This is a genomic window from Sediminicoccus sp. BL-A-41-H5, assembly GCF_050632405.1.
GTDB lineage: Bacteria > Pseudomonadota > Alphaproteobacteria > Acetobacterales > Acetobacteraceae > Roseococcus.
This window is the reverse complement of sequence record NZ_CP192601.1, coordinates 3134899-3157332: the sequence shown is the minus strand read 5'-3', so window position 1 is coordinate 3157332 and position 22434 is coordinate 3134899. Positions and strand designations below refer to the sequence as shown.

Annotated in this window: 19 protein-coding genes and 1 riboswitch; of the genes, 10 read left to right on the top strand and 9 right to left on the bottom strand. The window is 69.3% G+C overall.

Going from position 1 to position 22434, the window contains the following annotated elements:
• Positions 1–9: 9 nt before the first annotated feature.
• Positions 10–843, bottom strand: a complete 834-nt coding sequence (locus tag ACQ860_RS15465) for a cytochrome c oxidase subunit 3 (protein WP_431304231.1) — start codon at positions 841–843, stop codon at positions 10–12.
• Between the two features lie 127 nt (positions 844–970).
• Entirely contained in the window at positions 971–1570 is a 600-nt protein-coding gene (locus tag ACQ860_RS15460; protein ID WP_431304230.1) for a cytochrome c oxidase assembly protein, read from the bottom strand.
• Between the two features lie 70 nt (positions 1571–1640).
• Positions 1641–1750: riboswitch (SAM-I-IV-variant riboswitch) on the top strand.
• 38 nt (positions 1751–1788) lie between these two features.
• Between ACQ860_RS15460 and ACQ860_RS15455 the strand changes: the two genes are divergently transcribed.
• Positions 1789–2076 (top strand): hypothetical protein, encoded by a 288-nt coding sequence (locus tag ACQ860_RS15455; RefSeq protein WP_431304229.1) that lies wholly within the window; start codon positions 1789–1791, stop codon positions 2074–2076.
• On the opposite strand, the gene ACQ860_RS15450 is transcribed toward ACQ860_RS15455, so the two are convergent.
• The 5 genes from ACQ860_RS15450 to ACQ860_RS15430 form a co-directional block, all read right to left on the bottom strand.
• Positions 2040–2168 carry a hypothetical protein gene (locus tag ACQ860_RS15450; protein ID WP_256437659.1) on the bottom strand — a complete coding sequence of 43 codons (129 nt, stop codon included), beginning with the start codon at positions 2166–2168 and terminating at the stop codon, positions 2040–2042. The genes ACQ860_RS15455 and ACQ860_RS15450 overlap by 37 nt on opposite strands.
• Entirely contained in the window at positions 2165–3085 is a 921-nt protein-coding gene (locus ACQ860_RS15445; RefSeq protein WP_431304228.1) for a heme o synthase, read from the bottom strand. Before ACQ860_RS15445 ends, ACQ860_RS15450 begins: the two co-directional genes overlap by 4 nt.
• Before the next feature lie 130 nt (positions 3086–3215).
• A complete protein-coding gene (gene ctaD / locus ACQ860_RS15440) occupies positions 3216–4802 on the bottom strand; it encodes a cytochrome c oxidase subunit I (RefSeq protein ID WP_431304227.1) in 1587 nt (528 codons plus the stop codon).
• Between the two features lie 36 nt (positions 4803–4838).
• Positions 4839–5690, bottom strand: coding sequence for a cytochrome c oxidase subunit II (gene coxB / locus ACQ860_RS15435; protein ID WP_431304226.1), 852 nt, complete (start codon positions 5688–5690; stop codon positions 4839–4841).
• A 228-nt stretch (positions 5691–5918) separates the two neighbouring features.
• Positions 5919–6248 (bottom strand): ArsR/SmtB family transcription factor, encoded by a 330-nt coding sequence (locus tag ACQ860_RS15430; protein ID WP_213612337.1) that lies wholly within the window; start codon positions 6246–6248, stop codon positions 5919–5921.
• A gap of 126 nt (positions 6249–6374) precedes the next feature.
• Between ACQ860_RS15430 and ACQ860_RS15425 the strand changes: the two genes are divergently transcribed.
• From ACQ860_RS15425 to ACQ860_RS15405, 5 genes are all read left to right on the top strand, one after another.
• Entirely contained in the window at positions 6375–7322 is a 948-nt protein-coding gene (locus tag ACQ860_RS15425) for a metal ABC transporter solute-binding protein, Zn/Mn family (protein WP_431304225.1), read from the top strand.
• Positions 7319–8044, top strand: a complete 726-nt coding sequence (locus ACQ860_RS15420; protein ID WP_431304224.1) for a metal ABC transporter ATP-binding protein — start codon at positions 7319–7321, stop codon at positions 8042–8044. Before ACQ860_RS15425 ends, ACQ860_RS15420 begins: the two co-directional genes overlap by 4 nt.
• On the top strand, positions 8041–8871 hold the full coding sequence (locus tag ACQ860_RS15415; RefSeq protein WP_431304223.1) for a metal ABC transporter permease: 831 nt from the start codon (positions 8041–8043) through the stop codon (positions 8869–8871). Before ACQ860_RS15420 ends, ACQ860_RS15415 begins: the two co-directional genes overlap by 4 nt.
• Positions 8868–9767: a metal ABC transporter permease gene (locus ACQ860_RS15410; protein WP_431304222.1), complete on the top strand. Its 900-nt coding sequence runs from the start codon at positions 8868–8870 to the stop codon at positions 9765–9767. The genes ACQ860_RS15415 and ACQ860_RS15410 overlap by 4 nt, the downstream gene beginning before the upstream one ends.
• A gap of 75 nt (positions 9768–9842) precedes the next feature.
• On the top strand, positions 9843–12167 hold the full coding sequence (locus tag ACQ860_RS15405; protein ID WP_431304221.1) for a xanthine dehydrogenase family protein molybdopterin-binding subunit: 2325 nt from the start codon (positions 9843–9845) through the stop codon (positions 12165–12167).
• Positions 12168–12177: 10 nt separating this feature from the next.
• Here ACQ860_RS15405 and ACQ860_RS15400 read toward each other — a convergent pair whose 3' ends face one another.
• A complete protein-coding gene (locus ACQ860_RS15400; protein ID WP_431304220.1) occupies positions 12178–14817 on the bottom strand; it encodes a tetratricopeptide repeat protein in 2640 nt (879 codons plus the stop codon).
• A 99-nt stretch (positions 14818–14916) separates the two neighbouring features.
• Complete coding sequence (locus ACQ860_RS15395) at positions 14917–15717, bottom strand: Hint domain-containing protein (protein ID WP_431304219.1); 801 nt, start codon at positions 15715–15717, stop codon at positions 14917–14919.
• A gap of 557 nt (positions 15718–16274) precedes the next feature.
• Here ACQ860_RS15395 and ACQ860_RS15390 point away from each other — a divergent pair.
• The 4 genes from ACQ860_RS15390 to ACQ860_RS15375 all read left to right on the top strand — a co-directional run bounded on the left by ACQ860_RS15390 (position 16275) and on the right by ACQ860_RS15375 (position 22433).
• Positions 16275–17882 (top strand): ABC transporter substrate-binding protein, encoded by a 1608-nt coding sequence (locus tag ACQ860_RS15390; RefSeq protein ID WP_431304218.1) that lies wholly within the window; start codon positions 16275–16277, stop codon positions 17880–17882.
• Between the two features lie 100 nt (positions 17883–17982).
• Positions 17983–20067: a 3-hydroxyacyl-CoA dehydrogenase NAD-binding domain-containing protein gene (locus tag ACQ860_RS15385; protein ID WP_431304217.1), complete on the top strand. Its 2085-nt coding sequence runs from the start codon at positions 17983–17985 to the stop codon at positions 20065–20067.
• Positions 20068–20078: 11 nt separating this feature from the next.
• Positions 20079–21281: an acyl-CoA dehydrogenase family protein gene (locus ACQ860_RS15380; protein ID WP_431304216.1), complete on the top strand. Its 1203-nt coding sequence runs from the start codon at positions 20079–20081 to the stop codon at positions 21279–21281.
• Positions 21282–21287: 6 nt separating this feature from the next.
• Positions 21288–22433 carry an acyl-CoA dehydrogenase family protein gene (locus ACQ860_RS15375; RefSeq protein ID WP_431304215.1) on the top strand — a complete coding sequence of 382 codons (1146 nt, stop codon included), beginning with the start codon at positions 21288–21290 and terminating at the stop codon, positions 22431–22433.
• The last annotated feature ends 1 nt before the right edge of the window (position 22434 follow it).

Below are 22434 nucleotides of genomic sequence, written 5' to 3'. Positions count from 1 at the left end.
CCGCCCGGTTCAGTGGTGGGCGATTTCGCCCGCACCGAAAATGTAGATGGACACGAAGAGGAAGAGCCACACCACGTCCACGAAATGCCAGTACCAGGCGGCCGCCTCGAAACCGAAATGCTTCTCCGGAGTGAAATGCCCGGCCATGGCCCGGAACAGGCAGACCGCCAGGAAAATGGTGCCCACGATCACGTGGAAGCCGTGGAAGCCCGTCGCCAGGAAGAAGACGGAGGGGTAGACGCCGCCGGTGAAGGGGAAGGGCGCGATGCTGTATTCCCAGGCCTGCAGGCCGGTGAAGGCGACGCCCAGGAACACGGTGAGCGCCAGGCCGACGATCAGGCCCTTGCGGTCATTCTCCATCAGCGAGTGGTGCGCCCAGGTCACCGTGCAGCCCGAGAGCAGCAGGATCATGGTGTTCAGGAAGGGCAGGCTCCAGGGATCGAAGGTCTTGATCCCGGCCGGCGGCCAGATCGCCGACGCAGCGCCGGAGACATGCTCCGGATAGAGGGCGAAGTGGAAATAGGCCCAGAAGAAGGCCACGAAGAACATCACCTCGGAGGCGATGAACAGGATCATGCCGTAGCGCAGGCCGAGGCGGACGACGGAGGAGTGCAGGCCGGGCGTGCGGCTCTCCTTCAGGACGTCGCGCCACCAGCCGAACATGCAGGCCAGCACGGCCACGGCGCCGACACCCAGCACCCATTGCCCGCCGCCATGCGCCAGCACGATGATGCCGAAGAGCATGATGCCGGCGGAAAAGGCCGAGAGGATCGGCCAGTAGGAGGGCTCCACCAGGTGGTAGGGGTGCTTGTAGGGGCTCGCGCCCTCGGCGTTGCTGGCCATCGCTCGTCCTGCGTCTTTTCCCCCGGAATGCGAAGGGCCCCGGGCATTGCGGCGCAACATCCCGGAAAACGGCCCGCGGATCAAGGGTGGGCGGGCGGGAAAGCGACGGAATCGCGCCCGGAAATGCCTACCGCCGCGCCCCCACATGCGGCCCGGCATTGGCCAGGGCGCCGCTGCGCTCCGCATCGTTCAGGCTGCGGAAGAAGGTGTAGTTGATGCTGATGGTGCGGATGCCGCGCGTGGCCGGGTCTTCGGCGATTCGCGGGTCCACCCAGAAGGCGAGCGGCATGTCCACCGACTGGCCGGGCTCCAGCGTCTGCTCCTCGAAGCAGAAGCAGGCGGTCTTGTGGAAATACTTGGCCGCGATGTCGGGCGTCACATTGTAGGTCGAGATGCCGGTGACCGGCGCCGTGCCGGTGTTGCGCGCGACATAGAAGGCCAGCGCCTCCTCGCCCACGCGCATCTGCATGACGGATTGCTGCGCCTCGAAGCGCCAGGGCAGGTTGGGGTGGGTCTGCGCGTTGAAGCGCACCGTCACCGATGCCGTGCCCGGCGTGGCCGGCGCCGCCTGGCCGATCATCGGCGTGCCGCCGAAGCCGGTGACGCGGCAGAAGAGGTCATAGAGCGGCACGGCGGCGAAACTCACGCCCACCATGAAGCCGACGAAACCGAAGGCGGCGAAGCCAAGGCGGCGATTTTTCCGGGCGAGGGCCTCTTGCGGGGTCATGGCGGTGAATTGGCCCCTTCCCGCGGGGCGCGCAAGCCTCTTGCCGCGTCGTTCCGCGCCCGCTATCCGGAAGATGCATCAAGAGTTGGGCCGGCGCCCAACGCCAACCTGCCTTCCCGGGCAAGGTGGCGCCCTCCGCGAGGAGGGGATGTGGCCGTCCCGGCAACCAAGCGGGCCTTCCACGACAAGCGCCGTCCGCCTCGCACAGGAGACCGCGCATGTTGACCGCCCCGCACGACCTCACCCCTTGCCTCGCCCCCGGCGACTTCGCCATCCACCTGGGCGGGCGCGTCTGGACCGACCGCACGGGCCGCACCGCCTGGGCGGAGTTCTACCTGGTGCTGCACCATGGTGGTGGCGTCTGGACGCATCTCTGCCGCCTCGTCCCGGGCGCGCGGCTGGAACTGGTCCTGGTGGAGGCGGTGCCGGGCGACGCGCGCGAGGCGCTGCGCGAGCGCTTCTTCGGGGATCAGTCCCTGAGCAGCCGCGCGATCGAGATGAAGTAGAACAGCACCGAAAGCCCCGCCAGCGCGGCGAGGATGGCCCAGTTCCGCGCCCGGCGCCGGCGCTCGAAGATCGCCTTCTCCTCGGGCGTCATGCGAGCAGCAGCCGGTCCAGCGCCAGCGCGCCGAAGAGCAGGAACAGGTAGGAGATGCTGTATTTGAAGCAGCGCTTGGCCGGCATGTCCTTGGTCAGCGAGACGCCCGTCTCATCCTGCGCGTCGCGCCAGGTGAGCCAGGCGTGGCGCAGGAAATTGGCCCCGAGCAGCGCCGCGGCCGCGCCATAGACCCAGGTGTTGAAGCCCATCAGCCAGGGGGCGAGGGTCAGCGGCACCAGCAGCAGGGTGTAGATCACCACCTGCCGGCGCGTCTCCCGCGCGCCATGGGTCACGGGCAGCATGGGCACGCCCGCGCGCTCGTAATCCTGGTGCGCCCAGAGCGAGAGCGCCCAGAAATGCGGCGGCGTCCACATGAAGATGATGGCGAAGAGCACGAGCGGCAGCGCCTCGATGCTGCCCGTCACCGCGACCCAGCCGATGAGCGGCGGGAAGGCGCCGGCCGCGCCGCCGATCACGATGTTCTGCGGCGTGCGGCGCTTCAGCCACATGGTGTAGATCACCACGTAGAAGAAGATCGAGAAGGCCAGCACGCCCGCCGCCAGCCAGTTGGTGGCCAGCGCCATGAGCACGACCGAACCCACCGCCAGCAGCACGCCATAGGTCAGCGCGCCATCGGCGCTGATGCGGCCCGTCGGGATGGGGCGCTTGATGGTGCGGCGCATGACGCTGTCGATGTCGCGGTCGTACCACATGTTCATCGCACCCGCCGCGCCGGCGGCGACCGTGATGCAGAGGATGGCGGTGACCGCGAGCACGGGATGCATCGGCCCCGGCGCGACCAGCAGGCCGATGATGCCGGTGTAGACCACGAGGGTGAGCACGCGCGGCTTGAGCAGCGTGATCCAGTCGCGCACCTCTGAGGCACCGGCGATATCTGTCGTGGTTGCGTCGCTCATTTGGGTTCCTCGGTTGAGGGGCTCCGCCCCTCAAACACCCCGGCAGGAACCTCAGGTTCCTGCACCTCCGATGAATATGGGTGCAGGGAACCGGTCCCTTGCTGGGGAAGCTTGAGGGGGCAACGCCCCCTCAACGGATCTTCGGCAGCTCGTCGAAGCTGTGGAAGGGCGGCGGGCTGCTGATCTGCCACTCCAGCGTGGTCGCGCCCTCGCCCCAGTAGTTGGCCGGCACGGTCGCACCGCGCTTGAAGGTGACGTACATCACGTAGAAGAAGAAGATGAAGCCCGCGACCGAGATGTAGGCGCCCAGCGAGGCCACCAGGTTCCAGCCCCAGAAGGCATCGGGGTAGTCCGGATAGCGGCGCGGCATGCCCTGGTTGCCGAGGAAGTGCATCGGGAAGAAGGTCAGGTTCACGCCGACGAAGGTGAGCCAGAAGTGGATCTTGCCCAGCTTCTCGGGGTACTGGCGGCCCGACATCTTGCCGATCCAGTAGTAGATGCCGGCATAGATGCCGAACACCGCGCCCAGGCTCAGCACGTAGTGGAAATGCGCCACCACGTAGTAGGTGTTGTGCAGGATCTGCGTGATGCCGGCATTAGCCAGCACGACGCCCGTCACGCCGCCCATCGTGAACAGGAAGATGAAGCCGATGGCGAAGAGCATCGGCGTGTCGAACTTCATCGAGCCGCCCCACATGGTGGCGATCCAGGAGAAGATCTTCACGCCCGTCGGGACAGCGATGACCATGGTCGCGGCCATGAAGTAGGCGCGCGTGTCGACGTCCATGCCCGAGGTGTACATGTGGTGCGCCCAGACCACGAAGCCCACCACGCCGATGGCGACCATCGCGTAGGCCATGCCCAGGTAGCCGAAGACCGGCTTCTTGGAGAAGGTCGAGATCACGTGGCTGATGATGCCGAAGGCCGGCAGGATCATGATGTACACTTCGGGGTGGCCGAAGAACCAGAACAGGTGCTGGAACAGCACCGGGTCACCACCGCCGGCCGGGTCGAAGAAGGCCGTGCCGAAGTTGCGGTCCGTGATCAGCATGGTGATCGCGCCACCCAGCACCGGCACCGCGAGCAGCAGCAGGAAGGCGGTGACGAGCATGGACCAGACGAAGAGCGGCATCTTGTGCAGCGTCATGCCCGGGGCGCGCATGTTGAAGATGGTGGTGATGAAGTTGGCCGCACCCAGGATCGAGGAGGCGCCGGCCAGGTGGAGCGCGAAGAGCGCCATGTCCATGGCGGGGCCGGACTGATAGGTGTCGTCCGAGAGCGGCGGATAGATCGTCCAGCCCGCGCCGGCGCCGCCACCCACGAAGAGCGAGCCGCCCAGCAGCAGGAAGGCCGGCACCAGCAGCCAGAAGGAGATGTTGTTCAGCCGCGGGAAGGCCATGTCCGGCGCGCCGATCATGATCGGCACGAACCAGTTGCCGAAGCCGCCGATCAGCGCCGGCATGATCACGAAGAACACCATGATCAGGCCATGGGCCGAAACATAGGCGTTCCACATCTGGCCATCGGCGAAGATCTGCAGGCCAGGCTGCTGCAGCTCCATGCGCATCAGCACGGAGAGGCCGATGCCGATGATCGCCGCGAACAGCGAGAAGATGATGTAGAGGGTGCCGATATCCTTGTGGTTCGTGCTGAACAGCCAGCGGCTCACGAAGCCTGGCTTGTGGTCGTCATGCCCATGCGCATCCGCGTGTGCCATGTCCCGGTGCCTTTCCTTAACCCTGCGCGGCCGGCGTCACTGACGCGCCGCAGCGATTCGAATGGTGTCGCCCGCGGCTTCCGCAAGGGCGGGGGCCTGCTCGTCCTGGCGGGCGAAGCGCGTGCGGGCGCTCGCCACCCAGGCGTCGAACTCGGCCTGCGGCACGGCCTTCACCACGATCGGCATGAACCAGTGGTTCACCCCGCAGATCTGGTTGCACTGGCCGTAGAAGGTGCCCACGCGGTCGGCGCGCATCCAGGTCTCCAGCGTACGGCCGGGGATGGTGTAGCGCTGCACGCCGAGGCTCGGCACGAAGAAGCTGTGGATCACGTCCACGCCCTGGGTCATCACGCGGATGGTGCGGCCCACGGGGACCACCAGCGGCTCATCCACCTCGAGGCTGCGCATCTGGCCGGCCTTGATCTCTTCATCCGGGATGGGGCGGCTGTCGAAGGCGAAGTTGCCATGGTCGGGGAAGCGGTAGTTCCAGTACCACTGGTGGCCGGTCACGTTGATCGTGAGGTCGGCGTCGCGGGCGCGGTCCTGATAGTAGATCAGGCGGAAGGACGGCACCGCGATCACCAGCAGGATCAGCACCGGGATCACCGTCCAGGCGATCTCGAGCGGGGTGTTGTGGCTGCTCTGCGAGGGGACGGGATTCGCCTTCTCGTTGTAGCGCCACATCACCCAGGCCAGCAGGATCGCCACGAAGATCGTGATGACCACGATGATCCAGAAGACCAGCTCATTGAAGCTGGAGATGGCGTCCTTGATGGGACCGCCCAATTCCTGCAGCCCCATGCCCCAGGGGATGGGCGCGCCCACCATCGGCGCCTGGTCTTGCGCGAGGGCCATGCCACCCGCCGCCACCAGGCCCAGGAATGCCATTCCGAGAATTCGTCCGATACGCCCGATCACGCGCCGCACCTTGCCTCAAAACCTGAAGCGACGGCCCGGGGCCGTCGCCCGGTGGCCCCATCGGCCACCTGCGGGCGCAGCATGGCATGCCCTCGTCGAGGGGCCGGCCCGGCGCCGCGCGCGGACCATAGGCGGCGGGCGGCGGCGCGACAAGCCTAGCGGCACTGCAACAACGGGGTTTTTTGGCGTTCGGAGCGGTCAGCCGCCCTCGATGATCTCGCTCTCGCCGCCCTCGGCCACATGGTCCACCATGTCGGTCAGCATCGAGCGGATATGCGGGTCCCCCACCACATAGAAGACCTGCCGCCCCCGCCGGTCCGCCATCAGCAGGCGCGCGGCGCGCAGCAGGCGCAGGTGGTGGGAGACCAGGCTGGGCGAGATCGCCAGCATCTCCGCCGTGGCCCCCACGGAAACCGGCTGGTCCAGGCAGGCCAGGATGATCTTGAGGCGCGTGGGGTCGCTCATCAGGCGGAACATCTCCGCCAGCTCGAACACCTCGTCCTCGTTGATCCGCACACCGGTTGCCATCATGGCAGCTTCGGCCGGGCGGCGGCGCAACACAAGGGTTGTTCCGCGACCGTGAAGCCTTGACGTGGCCGCATGCCGGGACAAGGTTGGCAGACAAGTCCCTGATTTAACTGGATGAATGAACAGGTGAACAGCTATTCAGCCATCCCCCGCCGGGCGCTTCTGGCGCTGCCGGCCCTGATCGGCACCGCAAAGGCGCAGGCGGCGCGCCCCGTGGCACTCGCCACCACCGGCATGGTCGGCGACCTCGTGCGCGGCGTCGGCGGCAACGCGCTCACCACCGAGACGCTGATCGGCGAGGGGGTGGACCCGCATCTCTTCCGCCCCACGCGCAACGACATCGCCCGCATCCTTCGCGCCGATGCCCTGTTCTACAACGGCCATCGCCTGGAGGGCCGGATGCATGAGGTGCTGGACCGCGCGGCCGCGCAGGGAAAGCCATCCCTCGCCGTCGCCGAGGCCATCCCGCGCTCCCGCCTGCGCCAGCATGACGACTATCCCGACGCGGCGGACCCGCATGTCTGGATGGACCCCATGCTCTGGGCCGAGGCGTTGCCGGCCATCGCCGCCACGCTGGGCCGCCTGCCGCGCCTGCCGAACCTCGAGGCGGGCGTGGCCAGCACCCGCGCCCAGTTGCAGCGGCTCGACGCCTATGCGCGCGACGTGCTGGCGCCCATCCCGGCCGGGCAGCGCGTGCTGGTCACGGCGCATGACGCCTTCGCCTATTTCGGGCTGCGCTACCAGTTCGGGGTGGAATCCATCCAGGGCCTCTCCACCGAGGCCGAGGCCAGCCTGGCGAAGATCGAGGCCATGGTGCGCCTCATCGTCGACCGGCGGATCCCCGCGATCTTCACCGAAAGCTCCGTGCCCGACCGTGCGGTGCGGGCCCTGATCCAGGGTGTCGCGGCGCGGGGCCACCAGGTGCGGCTGGGCGGCACGCTGTTTTCCGACTCCATGGGTCGGCCCGGCACCTACCGGGGCACCTATGAGGGCATGATGGACCACAACATTACCACCATCTCCCGCGCGCTGGGCGGTTCGGCGCCCGAGCGCGGGCTGAACGGACGCCTGTGACCGCACCCTTCTCCGTCACCGGGCTGAATGTCAGCTATGCCGGACGGCCCGCGCTCCGCGACGTCAGCTGGCAGGCGGCGCCAGGGCTGACCGCCATCCTCGGCCCCAATGGCGCGGGGAAATCCACCCTGCTCAAGGCCGCGTTGGGCCTAATCCCGGCCGATTCAGGGGAGGCGCGCTTCTTCGGCCTGCCGCTGGAGCAGGCGCGCTCGCGCGTCGCCTACCTGCCGCAGCGGGCCAGCGTGGACTGGGATTTCCCGGCCAGCGCGCTCGACATCGTCGCCATGGCGCGGCTGCCGCGCATGCGCTGGTGGGGCAGCGTGCCGCGCGCCGAGCGCGAGGCGGCGCGCGCGGCACTGGCCGCCGTGGGTCTCGCCGATGTCGCGGAACGGCAGATCGGCCGGCTCTCGGGCGGGCAGCAGCAGCGCGTCTTCCTGGCGCGCGCGCTGGCCCAGGGCGCCGACCTCTTCCTGATGGACGAACCCATGGCCGCGGTGGATGCGGTGACGGAGCAGACCATCCTCGCCGTGCTGCACGGGCTGGCGCGGGAGGGAAAGTCGGTGCTGATGGTGCATCACGACCTCTCGCTCATCACCGCGCATTTCGACCAGGTGCTGATCCTGGCGGGCGAAGTGGTGGCCGCGGGGCCAGTGAGCCAGGCCTTCACCGATGCCACCATCGCCCGCGCCTTTGGCGGGCTGCCGGGGCGGCCGGCGGCATGATCGGCCACAACACGCTCATCGTGCTGCTGGGCTGCGCCGCGCTGGGCGCGGCCTCCGGCGTGGTGGGGAGCTTCGCGCTGCTGCGCGGGCGGGCCTTGCTGGCGGACGCGATCGGCCATGCGGCGCTGCCGGGCGTGGTCGCGGCCTCGCTGCTCATGGCGGCCCTGGGCGGGCCGGCACGCAGCCTGGCGCCGCTGCTGCTCGGCGCTGCCCTCTCGGCCTGGCTCGGGCTGCTGGCGCTGCGCGCGCTGACGGCGAGCCGGCGCATCCGGCAGGATGCCGCGATCGGCGTGGTGCTCTCGGCCTTTTACGCGCTCGGCACGGTGGGGCTTTCCATCGCCCAGGCCATGCCGGCGGCGGCGCAGGCGGGCCTCTCCCATTTCATCCTGGGCCAGGCGGCGACGATGACGGAGGGCGATGCGCTGCTGGCCGGGGGGCTCGCGCTGGGCTGCATCGCCGTGATCGCGGCGCTGTTCCAGCCGCTGCGCGCGCTCTGCTTCGACGAGGCCTTCGCCCGCAGCCAGGGCCTGCCGGTGCGCGTGCTGGACCTGGGTTTGCTCGGGCTGCTGCTGGCGGTCTGCGTGGCGGGGCTGCCGGCGGTGGGGCTGCTGCTGGTGGTCGCGCTGCTCATCGTGCCCGCCGCCGCCGCGCGCCTCGTCACGCGCGGGCTGCCGGCCATGGTGGCGCTGGCGGGCGCGCTGGGGGCCGCCGCGGGGGCCAGCGGCGCGCTGATCTCGACGCGTTTCGACCACATCCCCACCGGGGCGGCGGTGGTGCTGGCGGGCCTGGTGGGCTTCGGCGCCGCCGTGGCGTTGCAGCGCCGATGACCGAGTTCCTCCGCCTCGACCTGCCGCCCCTGCTCGCCGCCATCCTGGCCGGCGGCACCTGCGGGCTGCTCGGCAGCTTCCTGGTGCTGCGGCGCGAGAGCCTGCTGGGCGACGCGCTTTCCCACGCCGTGCTGCCCGGCATCGTGGTGGGATTCGCGCTGACCGGGCTGCGCAGTGCCGGGCCCATGCTGCTGGGGGCCCTGGCGGCCGCGCTGCTGGCGACACTCGCCATCGGCTGGGTGCGGCGCACCGCGCGGCTGGAGGGCGGGGCGGCGACGGGCCTCGTCTTCACCGGATTTTTCGCCCTGGGCCTGGTGCTGCTGGAAGTCACGGGCGCGCGCAACGCCGATCTCGACGTGGATTGCGTGCTCTTCGGCCAGCTGGAGACGCTGGTCTGGCTGGAGGCGCAGGGCTGGGCCTCGCTGCTCGACCCCGTGGCCCTGGGCGGGCTGCCGCGCCAATTGGGGCTGCTGGCGGGCGTGGCCCTGGCAGCGGGGCTGGCGGTCGCGGTCTTCTGGCGGCCCTTGCAGCTCATCGCCTTCGACCCCGCCTTCGCGGCCTCGCTCGGGCTGCGCGTGGGGCGGTGGGAGATGGGGCTGAACCTGCTGATCGCGGCCGCCGCCGTCGCCGCCTTCGAATCGGTGGGGTCCATCCTGGTGGTGGCCATGCTGGTTTGCCCCGCCGTGGCGCTGCGGCTGATGACGGACCGCTACAAGGTTCAGGTGCTCGGGGGGGCCGCGGTCGGTGCTGCGCTGGGCGCGGCGGGCGTGCTGCTGGCCGGCCCGCTGCCAGCGGCGCTGGGCCTCGCCTTCTCGCTCAACGCGGCGGGGCTGATCGGCACGCTGGCCGGGCTGGTGGTCGCGGGCTGCCTGATCCTGCGCAGCCGCGCGGCCTGATTCGCCACATCCCCCTTCCCCTTTGGCCCTTCATCGTCAGATGATGCCGCGAACACATTCTGAGGGAGACGACCCATGGCGAAGTTCGGCCTGAGCCAATCGGTGCGGCGCGTGGAAGACCCCCGGCTGCTGCTGGGCCATGGGCGCTACACGGATGACATCGCGCTCCCCGGCCAGGTGCATGGCCATGTGCTGCGCAGCCCGCACGCCCATGCGAAGATCGCCTCGGTGGATGCCACCGCCGCCCGCGGCATGCCGGGCGTGCTGGCCGTGCTGACGGGGGCGGATCTGCTCGCAATGGGTGTGGGTGAGCTGCCCTGCGCCATCCCCATGAAGAACGCTGACGGCTCGGACCGCGCGAACACGCTGCACATGCCGCTCGCCACCGACGCGGTGCGCCATGTGGGCGACCCGGTAGCCTTCATCATCGCCGAGACCCAGGGCCAGGCCCGCGACGCTGCCGAGGCGGTGGAGGTGGATTACGAGGTCTTGCCCTCCGTCACGGACCTCGCTGTGGCGCATGAGGTCGGCGAGCCGCAGATCTGGCCCGGGGCGACCAACAACACCCTCTTCGACTGGGAGGTGGGCGACAAGGCGAAGACCGAGGCCCTTTTCGCCCAGGCCGCGCATGTGACGCGGCTGACGGTGGTGAACAACCGCGTCGTCGTCGCCTCCATGGAAGGCCGCGCCTGCGCCGCGCAATATGACGCGGCCAGCGGCCATTTCACGCTGCATGCCGGCACCCAGGGCTCCTGGCTGGTGAAGAACCTGCTGGCCTCCTCCGTGCTGAAGGTCAGCCCCGACCTGGTGCGCGTGGTGACGCCCGATGTGGGCGGCGGCTTCGGCATGAAGCTGTTTCTCTATGCCGAATATGCGCTCTGCGCGATCGGCGCGCGCACCGTGGGCCGGCCGGTGAAGTGGGCCGCCGAGCGCACGGAGGCCTTCCTCTCGGACACGCATGGGCGCGACAACATCACGCTCGGCGAACTGGCGCTGGATGCGAATGGCAAGTTCCTCGCGCTGCGCACGCGCAACGTGGCGAATATGGGCGCCTATCTCTCCACCTTCGCGCCCTTCATCCCGACCGGCGCGGGCACCAAGGTGCTGGCGAGCGTCTATGGCTTCGAGGCGATTCATGCCCGCGTGCTGGGCATGGCGACCAACACGGTCCCGGTGGACGCCTATCGCGGCGCCGGGCGGCCCGAGAGCAATTATCTGGTGGAGCGCCTGATCGATCAGGCCGCGCGCGACCTGAAGCTCGACCGCATCGAGCTGCGCCGCCGCAACATGGTGAGCCAATCCGCCATGCCCTACGTCACCGCCATGGCGCAGCGCTATGACAGCGGCGATTTCGCCCGCGTGATGGATGCCGCGCTCGCCAAGATCGACTGGGCCGGCTTCCCGGCCCGCCGGGCCGAGGCGGCCAAGCGCGGCAAGAAGCGCGGCATCGGGCTCGCCTACTATCTGGAAGCGACCGGCGGCGGGCCGACCGAGAATGCCTCGGTGAAGTTCGCCGAGGATGGCTTCGTGGATGTCTATGTCGGCACGCAGAGCACCGGCCAGGGCCATGAGACGGCCTATGCCATGCTGACGAGCCATGAGCTCGGCATCCCCATCGACAAGATCCGCATCCGCCAGGGCGATTCCGACAGCCTGCCCTCGGGCGGCGGCACGGGCGGCGCACGCAGCCTCTACTCCGAAGGCCAGGCCATCCTCGTCACCGCGGCCAGCGTCATCGAGAAGGGCAAGCAGGCGGCCTCCGAGATGCTGGAAGCGGCTGTGGTGGACATCGAGTTCAACCCGAAGGCCGGGCAGTTCGGAGTGGTCGGCACCGATCGTGGCGTGGACATCCTGAGCCTTGCGGCGCGGCAGCGGCAGCGGGTCGCGGCGGGCGAGGACACCATCCTGCTGGACGCGCTGGAGACGGCGAAGATCGAGTTCCACACCTTCCCCAATGGCTGCCACGTGGCCGAGGTGGAGGTGGACCCCGAGACGGGCATGATCGCCATCCCGCGCTACATCGTGGTGGATGATGTGGGCCACGCGCTCAACCCGCTGATCGTGCGCGGCCAGGTGCATGGCGGCGTGGCGCAGGGCATCGGCCAGGCCTTCCACGAGCGCACCGCCTATGACCCGGAAAGCGGCCAGCTTCTGTCTGCCTCCTTCATGGACTACGCCCTGCCCCGCGCCGGCGACCTGCCGGAGATCGAGGTGGATCTGATCGAGGTGGTCTGCGAGACCAACCCGCTCGGCGTGAAGGGCGCGGGCGAGGCCGGCGCCGTGGGCTCGCCGCCCGCGGTGGTGAATGCGCTGGTGGATGCGCTGGCGGATTCGGGCGTGCAGACGATTGATATGCCGGCGACGCCGGAGGTGGTCTGGAAGGCGCTGCACGCGGCGTAGGCGGCGGGCGTCACTCCTCCATGGGCAGGGCCAGCGCGAGCCGTGAGAGATGCCGGCCGTGGGTGGCGGCGTTCCAGTAGCGGGCTGTCTTCTTATAATCCAGCGGGATGTGGCTGCGCACGTGACGCCCGGCCCGGTGGAAGGGATGGATGGTCACAGCCGGGCGCGCATGTCTTGCCGCCGCCTCGGCGCAGGCCGCGGCGACGACGCGCGTCAGGAGGCCGGGGCCGGTCTTCGACCACACGCTGTCATTGTCCCGCCGCAGCAGCGCCTGCTTGGCCGAGACGGCCGCATGGACGAGTACGGGATGCGCGGGCTCGGCCAGGAGGAGGTTGTTCGCGATGGTGCCGCGCGACTCGCGAAACACCACAAGCCCCCGCTCGCCCGCGATGAGGCCTGCGGGCGAGCCGACCAGAAGATCGTCGCAATCCGCGTAGATTCCGCCCCGCACGACCAGCCAGCACAGCCGGAAGAAGTCGCTCTCCTCCGCCGGGTGCTGCGCCAGGCGCAGCGCCGCGGCCCATTCCCGCCCCAGCTCCTCGTTCAGGAAGCGCAAGGCGCCAAGCCGGTCGAGGCGGGCATAGGAAAAACCCTCCGCCTCGGCCCAGCCGCGCATGATCTGGGCCAGCTCCGGCGGGGGCTCGCCCTGGCTCCAGTATTGCATGACCCGCCGCGGGATGGCGCCCTGCCCGGCGGCGGCAGGCGGCGCATCATCGGCGAGCCAGGCATCCAGCGCACGGATGCTCGGCCCGACAAGGCGGAACGCGTCCTCCGCCGGCGCAGCGGGGTCCTGCGCGACCTCGGTAAGTGCCAGCTCCGCCATCGCCACGCCGCCCTGCGTCGCGCCGGCATGCATGGCCCGCCGCGCATGGCGGAGGGTGGCGGCCTGCCGCGCCACGGCCCTTGCCTCCTCGTAACGGCCGAAGCGCGGCAGCAGGTGCGCATGCCGCCTGAGGAGCTCCTGCCGCGTCGCACGGTCCTCGGTCGCGTCAATCAGGGCGAGCGCCTGCCGCGCCTCGCCCAGGGCGAGCAGGAGCGAGATGGCCGTCCGCCGGTTTTCGGCATCGCCGGCTTGCGGGCCGCGGAGCAGCCGCTCCACCTCCCCGCGCACGGCCTCCTCCTCGCCGCGTGCGATGAGCTCGGCCAGATGACGGGCCTGCAGCTTGCGGTTCGCCGGATGGAAGCGGCGCGCCATCCCGAGGTAGCGCATCGCCCGGTCCAGCTTCGAGGCCTGCATCAGAAGACTGAACAGCAGAAGGATCTCATCCACCCCGCGCCCCGGGCGGCGCTGGCGGCGGCGCAGCGCCTCACGGGCGCCGCGCGCCAAGGCATCGCCGTACAGGTCGAGCAACGGGAGCTGACTTTCCGGAACGCGGCGGCGCAGACGGGGCATCAGATCCTGCCCATGCGCGTCGGAGATGCCCTGGGACCAGCGCAGCAGCCGGGTGGCCAGGGAGAGCGGGAGGCTTGGCTTGTCGAGGAGGGCCGCCAGCAACAGCTCGCACGGCTGGGTCAGGCCGCGCAGCTCCGCCAGCTCATACAGCGTCCAGAGCGCCTTGGGCGGGACTGCGGCGGCATTCGCCGCGATCACCTCGATCCAGGCCCAGGTCTCGTTGTTCCAATGCGCGAGGTCGAGCCGGGGCAGGAGCTCGGCCAGCCGGCCAGCGGCCATCGGGTCGCGCCGGGTGAGGATGCGGGCATGCAGCCGGCGGCAAAGCCCGGACAGGGCGGCGGGATCAGGGTGCGCGTCAGCGGCGTCAAGCCGGGCGCCCCATGCGGCGCGGTGGGCCGGGTCGGCGGCCAGGACGGCGTCGAGCAGGGCCATGCCGCCGGCGCCGTCACCGAGGGCGAGCCTGGCCCGCCCCAGCTCCGTCATCACATCGAGGTCATCCGGCGCCGCCTCATGCAGCGGCGCGAGCAGGGCCGCCGCCTCCCCCGCCCGGCCGCCTTCGCGCAGACGCGCGGCATGGCGCAGGGTCAGCCAGGCATCATCCGGCCATAGCGCGCGGGCGGCCTCGATCGCCGGGAGAAGTTCATCGTGGCGCCGGGCGGCCGAAAGCGCCCTGATCCTGGCCATCCAGGCGCGGCGATGATGGGGCTGCACGGCCAGCACTGCATCGAACTGCGCGAGGGCCGCCTCAGGTTCGCCTGTCGCCTGCAACACGCGGCCGAGTTCGAACGCAATGCCGGGCAGGGCCGGAAACTCGTGCCGCAGCGCACGGAGAAGGGCCACGGCCGGCGCGTCCTGGCCGAGCGCGCGCAGGCGTGCGGCCTCGGCCAGCCGCGGGCGGTGATCCGGGGCGGGCGGCGCGGCCAGCCCGGCCGGCGCAGCCGCCCGCGCCTGGCGAAGCGTGTCCAGCTTGAGGCGCCGCGCCACGGCGTGCTGCGGCTTCGCCTGCAGCACCATGTCACAAATGGCGAGGCAGGCGGAGCGCTCGCTCGCCGCGCCGAGCGTCCTCGCCAAGGCAAGGATGACGCGCAGGTCGGCCGGGTGGGCCCGCGCGAGGGCCGAGAGCGCGGCAAGTGCCGCCGGATGCCCGGCCCGCGCGCGCCCCGTGGCGTCAGGCGGGACGGCGCCCTCGTCGGGCAGGCGGGCCAGGGCGGCCTCCACCTCCAGCAGCGCGCCGGCCGGCCAACCGGCATCGCGCATCCCTTGCACGCAGGCGAGGGCGAGGTCTCGCCAAGGCGCGGTCCCGCGTCTCCCCGCGCAGCCGGTTTCGTTGCCCAGTGGCAGGCCAGCCCCCCGGCCTCAGGCGGCCTTGAGGCGCCGCATCAGGGCGCCGGCCTCCGCCGCGACCGCCGCGCCGTGGTCCGGCAGGCCGAGGCGCGCGCGCAGATGCGCCGGCAGCATCCGCTGCGCCGAGACGCGCGGGCGCCTCATCTCCGGGATGATCCGCTCGGCGCCGTAGAGGTCCAGGTATTCCTGGTGGTTGTCGAAGCGGCTGCGGCCCACATAGTCCACAAAGGTTTCCGTCGGCGCCCCATGCGCCAGGATCTCCTCATGGCCTTCCGTCTCGATGTGATACCAGGTGAAGGTCTCGGGCATCTCCGAGAGCGGCACGAAGCGAATGGTGGTCCCGTTCACCAGGGCGCCGGCATTCACCACCAGGCCCTCCAAGATCATGCCATGCGCGGCGGTGACATAGAGGTCGCGGTGCGGCAGGCCATCGCCCAGCGCGCCGGCCGAGATGCGGACCGGCTCCAGCTTGGGCGAGGCGAAGATCGGGTGGTTGCGGATGCGCTGGCGCCCGATCCACTTCACCGGGACCGCGCGACCATCCGCCGTCAGCACCAGGTCGCCGATGGCCAGGCTTTCCACCACGCGCTCGCCCTCCGGCGTCGCGATCCGCGTGCCTTCGAGAAAGCAGACGGTGAAGGTGGAGGTATCCAGAGGGGGAAGGGTGGCCGGGGCCACGAAGGCATCCGGGTCAGCCACGATGCCATAGACATCAACCTGCGGCCCATCCCCCAAGACGACGAAGGTGCCGCCACCCGACGAGAAGCTGCCGGCAAAAGGCCCGCCAAAAAACTCATTGATCTGGTCGCCCACCTGGAATGTACCGCTATCAGGAGACGTAATATTTTGAAGCGTTCCTACGTTCCATGGAAAATTACCAACCAACTCTCCATTAGTATATTGGAGAATGATATTGTAATCAAAGCTGGTCATTATTTCTTTTCTCCGGAAAAGTTCTGAAAAATACGATAGGGTGAGGCGCGCCTATTTTGGCGCCACGCGTGCAAATCGGCCGACGGCGCGGCGGAGGGCGCCCCCTCCGGATGCCACATCGCGCCCCACACGCTTCTGTGATCCGTCGAATTATTGCCGTTTTGATAGAAGGCGAAGGCGGTTTTGCACAAGATTAAAATGCTACGGCAATCAAAAGTGGTGGTCGCACGAGCCGCTCCAGGCGCGAAGCGCCGGCTACCCGCCCCCTATCCCAGCCGGGACAACCCCTCCTCATACGCACAATGTATGATCATTCGCCCGTTTTGTGTCCGCTTCACTGGAGAATTCCGCCGCATACACCCGTATTGCCGTCCATTTGCGCTTTCATGGGTGGCCACGCGCCTTCCAAGCTGGCCGCTCCCAACCGGAGCCCGCCGATGAACGCCACCCGCCGCGCCCTCCTTGCCGCACCGCTCGCCGCAGCCCTGCCCTGGGACGTGACTCAGGCGCAGACCCAAACCGGCACCTTGCGCGTCGGCATGACCGCCTCCGCCGTGCCGCTCTCCAATGGCGTGCCCGACCAGGGGGCGGAGGGGCATCGCTTCATGGGCATCACCCTCTACGACCAGCTCGCCATGTGGGACCTCAGCAAGTCCGACGTGCCGGTCACCATCCGTCCCGGCCTCGCCACCGCCTGGACGGTGGACCCCGCCGACCCCAAGCGCTGGATCATCACGCTGCGCGAAGGCGTGCGCTTCCACGACGGCAAGGTGATGACGGCCGAGGACGTCGTCTTCTCCTATGACCGCGCCTTCAAGGCCGACGCCCCCTGGTTCGACCCCCGCGCCGCCGCCCAGGCGCGCATCCGCATGCCGACCATCGCGAGCTGGCGCGCGGAAGGGCCGCTCACCTTCATCATCGAGACCCGCACGCCGGACAGCTTGGTTCCCTTCGGCCTCACCTGGGTCGGCATCACGCATCAGGGCGCCTGGGAGGCCGCGGGCCGCGACTGGGACCGCTACCTGGACCGCGCCGTCGGCACCGGCCCCTATCGCCTGGAGACCTTCGCCGTCCGCGAACGCTGCGTCATGCTGCGCAACGCGAATTACTGGGACGCCGCGCGCACCCCCCGCCACGAGCGCCTGATCCTGCTGCCCCTGCCCGAGGCGAACACCCGCGTGGCGGCACTCCGCTCCAACCAGGTGGATTTCATCGAGGCGCCGCCGCCCGATGCCATCCCGGCCCTGCGCGCGGCGGGGATGAACATCGTCTCCAACACCTATCCGCACAACTGGACCTGGCACCTCAACATGTCCGAGGGCTCGCCCTGGCGGGACATCCGGGTGCGCAAGGCGGCCAACCTCGCCATTGATCGCGCCGGCATGCGCTCCATGCTGGGCGACATGATGGTGCCCGGCGCCGGCCTGCTGCCGCCCGGCCACCCCTGGCACGGCACGCCCCGCGAGCCGATCCGCACCGATGTCGCCGCCGCGCGCCGGCTGATGACGGAGGCCGGCTTCTCCCGCCAGAACCCGATCCGCACGCGCGTCGGCATCTCGCCCTCCGGCTCGGGTCAGATGCAGCCGCTGCCGATGAACGAGGCGGTGCAGCAGAACCTGCGCGACATCGGCATCGAGGTGACCTTCGAGGTGCTGGAATGGAACGCCCTGCTCGGCATCTGGCGCGACGGCGCGCGGGCGCCGTCAAATCGCGGCATCAGCGCCATCAACATCAGCTATGCGGCGCTCGATCCCTTCACCGCGCTGGTCCGCTTCCTGAAGAGCGACATGGTGCCGCCCGCCGCCAACAACTGGGGCTATTTCAGCGATCCCTGGTATGACGACATCATGACGCGCGTCTATGCCGAGTTCGACCCGGCCCGCCAGGCCGCGCTGCTCTCCGAGCTGCACGCCCGGGTCGTGGATGACGCGCTCTTCCTCTTCGTGGCGCATGACCTGAACCCGCGCGCCATGAGCCGCCGCGTGCAGGGCTTCGTGCAGGCGCAGAGCTGGTTCCAGGACCTGACACCGATCCGGATCACGTAACGCCTGGCCGGGGCCTGCCCCGCGCCCTCACCCCGTTGACATCCATGCTTCCCGCGCCGGACACTCGCGGGCAACGAGGATCAACGGGGAAGACCAGTCCATGGCAGAAGAGCGCTTCGTCGAGCACGATCGTGACGGCGACATCCATATCCTGCGCATTGCCAACCCGCCGGTGAACACGCTGCGCACCGGCGTGCGCGCCGGGCTGCACGAAGGCATCGCCGCGGCTGTGAAGGAAGGGGCGCGCGCCATCGTGCTCATGGGCACGGGCCGCATGTTCTGCGCCGGCGCCGAAATGACCGAGTTCAACAAGCCCCGCCAGCCGCCGAGCCTGCCTGAGGTCTTCGACGCGATCGAGAACTGCAAGGTGCCGGTCATCGCCGCCATCCATGGCTCGGCGCTGGGCGGCGGCCTGGAACTGGCGCTGGCCTGCCATGCGCGCGTCGCCGTCGCCACCGCGCAGGTGGGCCTCCCCGAGGTGAAGCGCGGCTTCGTCCCCGGCGCCGGCGGCACGCAGCGCCTGCCCCGCCTGATCGGCCCCGAGGCGGCGCTCAAGATCATCGTGACGGGCGAGCCGATTTCCGCCACCGAGGCCGCGAAGCTCGGCGTCATCAACGCCGTGGTGGATGCGCCGCTGGAGGCCTCCGCCGTCGCCTGGGCCCGCGCCCATGCGGGGGACAGCTTCACCCTCGCCCGCAAGCGCGAGGACAAGATCAAGGGCGCCGACCTCGCCGCCTTCGACGCCGCGGCCGCGGCCCTGCTGAAGCGCACGCGCGGGCAGGAAAGCCCGAAGGGTTGCGTGACCGCCGTCCGCGCCTCCATCACCCATTCCTTTGAGGATGGGCTGAACATCGAGCGCGAGCAGTTCCAGAAGCTCGTCGCCGGTGAGCAGAGCTTCGCGCTGCGCCACATCTTCTTCGGCGAGCGCGAGGCGGTGCGCGTCCCCGGCCTGCCCGAGGATGTGCAGGGCACGCCTGTGAAGAACGCCGTCGTCATCGGCGGCGGCACCATGGGTGGTGGCATCGCGATGAACTTCGCCAATGTCGGCATCCCCGTCACCATCGTGGAGACGAGCCAGGAGGCCCTCGACAAGGGTCTCGCGCGTTGCGAGGCGAATTGGCAGCGCTCTGTGACCTCGGGCCGCATGAGCCAGGCCGAGTATGAGAAGCGCCGGTCCTTCCTGCATGGCAGCACCAGCCTCGATGTGGTGAAGGAGGCCGACATCGTGATCGAGGCCATCTTCGAGAACATGGAGGCGAAGAAGGAGCTCTTCGCCAAGCTCGACAAGCTGGCGCGGCCGGGCGTGGTGCTCGCCTCCAACACCTCGACGCTTTCGATTGATGAGATCGCGTCGGCCACCTCCCGCCCCGAATGGGTGATCGGGATGCACTTCTTCTCGCCGGCGAATGTGATGCGCCTGCTGGAGAATGTGCGGGGTGCCAAGACCAACAACATCGCCATCGCGACGGCGACGGAAGTCGGCAAGCGCATCGCCAAGCTGCCCGTGCTGGTCGGCAATTGCGACGGCTTCGTCGGCAACCGCATGACCGGCAAGCGCACGCCGCAGGTGGAAAAGCTGCTGCTGGAAGGCTGCCTGCCGCAGGATATCGACCGCGTGATGGAAACCTACGGCATGGCCATGGGGCCCTGCGCCACGGGCGACCTCGCCGGGCTCGACATCGGCGCCGCGGTCCGCAAGGCGCGCGGCACGGTGGCGCCCATCGCGGATGCCGTCGTCGCGCGCGGCCGCTTTGGGCAGAAGACCGGCAAGGGCTGGTACATGTATGACGAGAAGCGCAACCGCCTGGTGGACCCCGAGGTGGAGGCGATCATCCTCGACGTGGCCGAGAAGATGCAGGTCCGCCGCCGCAAGATCGAGGATGCCGAGATCCTGGAGCGCCTGCTGCTGCCCATGGTGAATGAGGGCGCGCGCATCCTGGAAGAGGGTGTGGCCTCGCGCGCCATCGATATCGACGTGATCTTCTGCAACGGCTTCGGCTGGCCCGCCTGGCGCGGAGGCCCGATGTTCTGGGCCGACCGCATGGGGCTGAAGAATGTCCGCGACAAGCTGGCGCATTACGCCGCCGCGACCAATGATCCCAACCTCAAGCCCGCTGCGCTGATCGAGCAGCTGGCCGCCTCCGGGGGCAGCTTCGCCGCCGGTGGCGCCAAGAGCGCCGCGTAAGGAACACCGCCATGGAACTCCGCTTCACCGAGGCTGAACTGAACTTCCGGCAGGAGGTGCGCGACTTCCTCGCCGCCGAATGCCCGCCAGAGACGCGCGCGCACATGATCGCCGGCAAGTCGCCCACCAAGGCGATGGTCGTCGAGTGGCAGCGCAAGCTGAACGCCCGCGGCTGGGCCGCGCCGGAATGGCCGGTAGAACATGGCGGCCCGGGCTGGTCGCCCGCGCAGAAGTACATCTTCCGCGAGGAGCTGCAGATGTGGCCGGCACCCTCGCCGCTCGGCTTCAACATCAACATGTGCGGCCCCGTGATCATCGAATTCGGCACGGATGAGCAGAAGAAGCGCTTCCTGCCGCGCATGCGCAATCTGGACGACTGGTGGTGCCAGGGCTTCTCCGAGCCCGGTGCCGGCTCGGACCTCGCCGGCCTCAAGACCCGAGCTGTGCTCGAGAACGGCGAATGGGTGATCAACGGCCAGAAGACCTGGACCACGCTCGCCCAGCATGCCGACTGGATCTTCGTCCTCGCCCGCACCGATCCGGCGGCGAAGAAGCAGGAGGGCATCTCCTTCTTCCTGGTGGACATGAAGTCCCCCGGCATCACCGTACGCCCGATCATCACGATCGAGGGCGGGCATGAGGTGAACGAGGTCTTCTTCGACGATGTCCGCGTGCCGGCCGACCAGCTGGTGGGCGAGGTGAACAAGGGCTGGGATTGCGCCAAGTTCCTGCTGGGCAATGAGCGCTTCGGCCAGGCCCGCGTCGGCGCCAGCCGCGAGCGCATCCGCCGCCTGAAGATGATCGCGAAGGAGACGCTCGATGGCGGCCGTCCACTGATCGAGGATCCCGAGTTCCGTCGCCAGATGACGGAGATGGAGATCGAGCTGAAGGCGCTCGAGATGACCGTCATGCGCGTCATCGCCAACGAGACGAAGCGCGCCGGCACCGGCAAGCCCGATCCCGCGACCTCCGTGCTCAAGATCAAGGGCACCGAGATCCAGCAGGGCGTCTCCGAGCTGCTGATGAAGGCCGCCGGCCCCTATGCCTGGGTGGATGGCGACCCGGATGCCGAGGGCAGCAACGACTGGGACGTGGCGCCCGACTGGGCCTTCGGCCTCGCCGGGATCTACTTCAACTGGCGCAAGCAGAGCATCTACGGCGGGTCCAACGAGATCCAGCGCAACATCATGGCAAAAGCCTTTCTGGGACTGTGACGCACCATGGATTTTGATCTGAACGAGTCCCAGTCGCTCCTGCAGGACAGCATCCGCAAGACGCTGACGGCGAAATACGGCTTCGAGGCTCGCCGCGCCTACATGGCCAGCGAGACCGGCTGGAGCCGCGAGATGTGGGCGCAATATGCCGAGCTCGGTCTGCTCGGCCTGCCCTTCGCGGAGGAGGATGGCGGCTTCGGCGGCGGGCCGGAGGAGACCATGCTCGTCGCCGAGCAGATGGGCCGCCACATCACGCTGGAACCCTGGTTCAGCACCGTCGTGCTGGGCGGCGGCTTCCTCCGCCATGGCGCGGAAACCGCGCTGCGCCAGGAAATGGTCGAGGGCGTCGCCGCGGGCGAAACCCTCCTCGCCTTCGCGCAGACCGAGCGCCAGTCGCGCTATGACCTCTTCGACGTGCAGACCACGGCGAAGAAGGACGGCTCCGGCTGGGTCATCACCGGCCGCAAGGGCATGGTGCTGCATGGCGACACGGCGGATCACTTCTTCGTGACCGCGCGCGTCTCCGGCGCCTCGCGCGATCATGGCGGCATCGGCGTCTTCGTCGTGCCGGCCACGGCGGATGGCGTCTCGGTGCGCGGCTTCCGCACGGTGGATGGGCAGCGCGCGGCCGAGGTGGACTTCACCGGGGCGCGTGCGGCGCATGTGCTGGGCGACCCGGAGGGCGGCCTCGCCCTGGTGGATCGCGTGGTGGATGAGGCCATCGCGGTCCTCGCCGCCGAGGCGATCGGCGCGATGGACGTGGTCCATGCCATGACGCTCGACTACATGAAGACGCGCCAGCAATTCGGCCGCGCCATCGGCAGCTTCCAGGCGTTGCAGCACAAGGCCGCCGACATGCTGGTGGCGATCGAGCAGTCGCGCTCCATGGCCTATTTCGCCACCATGGCGGGCCAGGGCACGGATGCGGCCGAGCGGCGCCGCAACATGCATGCGGTGAAGGCGCAGATCGGCCGCTCGCAGCGTCTGGTGGGGCAGCAGAGCATCCAGCTGCATGGCGGCATCGCCATGACGATGGAGTATGCGGCGGGCCATTACTTCAAGCGGCTGACGGTGAACGAGGCGATGTTCGGCGACACCGACCATCACCTGCGTGCGCTGGCGGATGCGGGCGGCCTGGTTCAGGCCGCCTGAG

Bases quoted from the DNA above. Each gene is read 5' to 3' on its own strand.
- ACQ860_RS15415 (WP_431304223.1), top strand. From the start codon at position 8,041: ATGATCGGCCACAACACGCTCATCGTGCTGCTGGGCTGCGCCGCGCTG.
- ACQ860_RS15455 (WP_431304229.1), top strand. From the start codon at position 1,789: ATGTTGACCGCCCCGCACGACCTCACCCCTTGCCTCGCCCCCGGCGAC.
- ACQ860_RS15450 (WP_256437659.1), bottom strand. From the start codon at position 2,168: ATGACGCCCGAGGAGAAGGCGATCTTCGAGCGCCGGCGCCGGGCGCGG.
- ACQ860_RS15430 (WP_213612337.1), bottom strand. From the start codon at position 6,248: ATGGCAACCGGTGTGCGGATCAACGAGGACGAGGTGTTCGAGCTGGCG.
- ctaD (WP_431304227.1), bottom strand. From the start codon at position 4,802: ATGGCACACGCGGATGCGCATGGGCATGACGACCACAAGCCAGGCTTC.
- ACQ860_RS15390 (WP_431304218.1), top strand. From the start codon at position 16,275: ATGAACGCCACCCGCCGCGCCCTCCTTGCCGCACCGCTCGCCGCAGCC.
- ACQ860_RS15380 (WP_431304216.1), top strand. From the start codon at position 20,079: ATGGAACTCCGCTTCACCGAGGCTGAACTGAACTTCCGGCAGGAGGTG.
- coxB (WP_431304226.1), bottom strand. From the start codon at position 5,690: ATGGCATTCCTGGGCCTGGTGGCGGCGGGTGGCATGGCCCTCGCGCAA.
- ACQ860_RS15385 (WP_431304217.1), top strand. From the start codon at position 17,983: ATGGCAGAAGAGCGCTTCGTCGAGCACGATCGTGACGGCGACATCCAT.
- ACQ860_RS15465 (WP_431304231.1), bottom strand. From the start codon at position 843: ATGGCCAGCAACGCCGAGGGCGCGAGCCCCTACAAGCACCCCTACCAC.
- ACQ860_RS15405 (WP_431304221.1), top strand. From the start codon at position 9,843: ATGGCGAAGTTCGGCCTGAGCCAATCGGTGCGGCGCGTGGAAGACCCC.
- ACQ860_RS15410 (WP_431304222.1), top strand. From the start codon at position 8,868: ATGACCGAGTTCCTCCGCCTCGACCTGCCGCCCCTGCTCGCCGCCATC.
- ACQ860_RS15445 (WP_431304228.1), bottom strand. From the start codon at position 3,085: ATGAGCGACGCAACCACGACAGATATCGCCGGTGCCTCAGAGGTGCGC.
- ACQ860_RS15400 (WP_431304220.1), bottom strand. From the start codon at position 14,817: ATGCGCGATGCCGGTTGGCCGGCCGGCGCGCTGCTGGAGGTGGAGGCC.
- ACQ860_RS15375 (WP_431304215.1), top strand. From the start codon at position 21,288: ATGGATTTTGATCTGAACGAGTCCCAGTCGCTCCTGCAGGACAGCATC.
- ACQ860_RS15460 (WP_431304230.1), bottom strand. From the start codon at position 1,570: ATGACCCCGCAAGAGGCCCTCGCCCGGAAAAATCGCCGCCTTGGCTTC.